Below are 353 nucleotides of genomic sequence, written 5' to 3'. Positions count from 1 at the left end.
TAAATTAAATAATTGCTTAAGTTGATATTTAAATTCATCAAATGCTGAAGTATATCCACAATCAGCAACAATAGCTTTTACATTAKATGGWAGTTTTTCACCTGATACCATTAAAACTGTTGCAGCACCCATAGAAGTACCATGAAGAACTATTTCTGAATTAGGATTTTCTTTTATTGTAGTATGTATCCAATCGATTATATCTAATCTATCATGCCATCCCATTCCTATGTATTCACCTTCACTCATGCCATGACCTCTTAAATCTGGAACTAATATATTATATCCCATATCATATAAATGCTTAGCTTTTGCACTAACATATTTTCCTTCAGATGTATAACCATGCACTA

At 30.8% G+C, this 353-nt stretch carries 1 protein-coding gene; it reads right to left on the bottom strand.

Annotated features, from left to right (window positions below; translation table 11 throughout):
* On the bottom strand, positions 1-353 hold a 353-nt coding region (locus G3997_RS06225), incomplete at both ends, for an alpha/beta hydrolase (RefSeq protein WP_296644515.1).

The organism is Romboutsia sp. 13368, from assembly GCF_018336475.1.
Lineage (GTDB): Bacteria > Bacillota > Clostridia > Peptostreptococcales > Peptostreptococcaceae > Romboutsia.
Note: the sequence above shows the minus strand (reverse complement) of the source record. Positions and strands in the feature narration are given on the sequence as shown.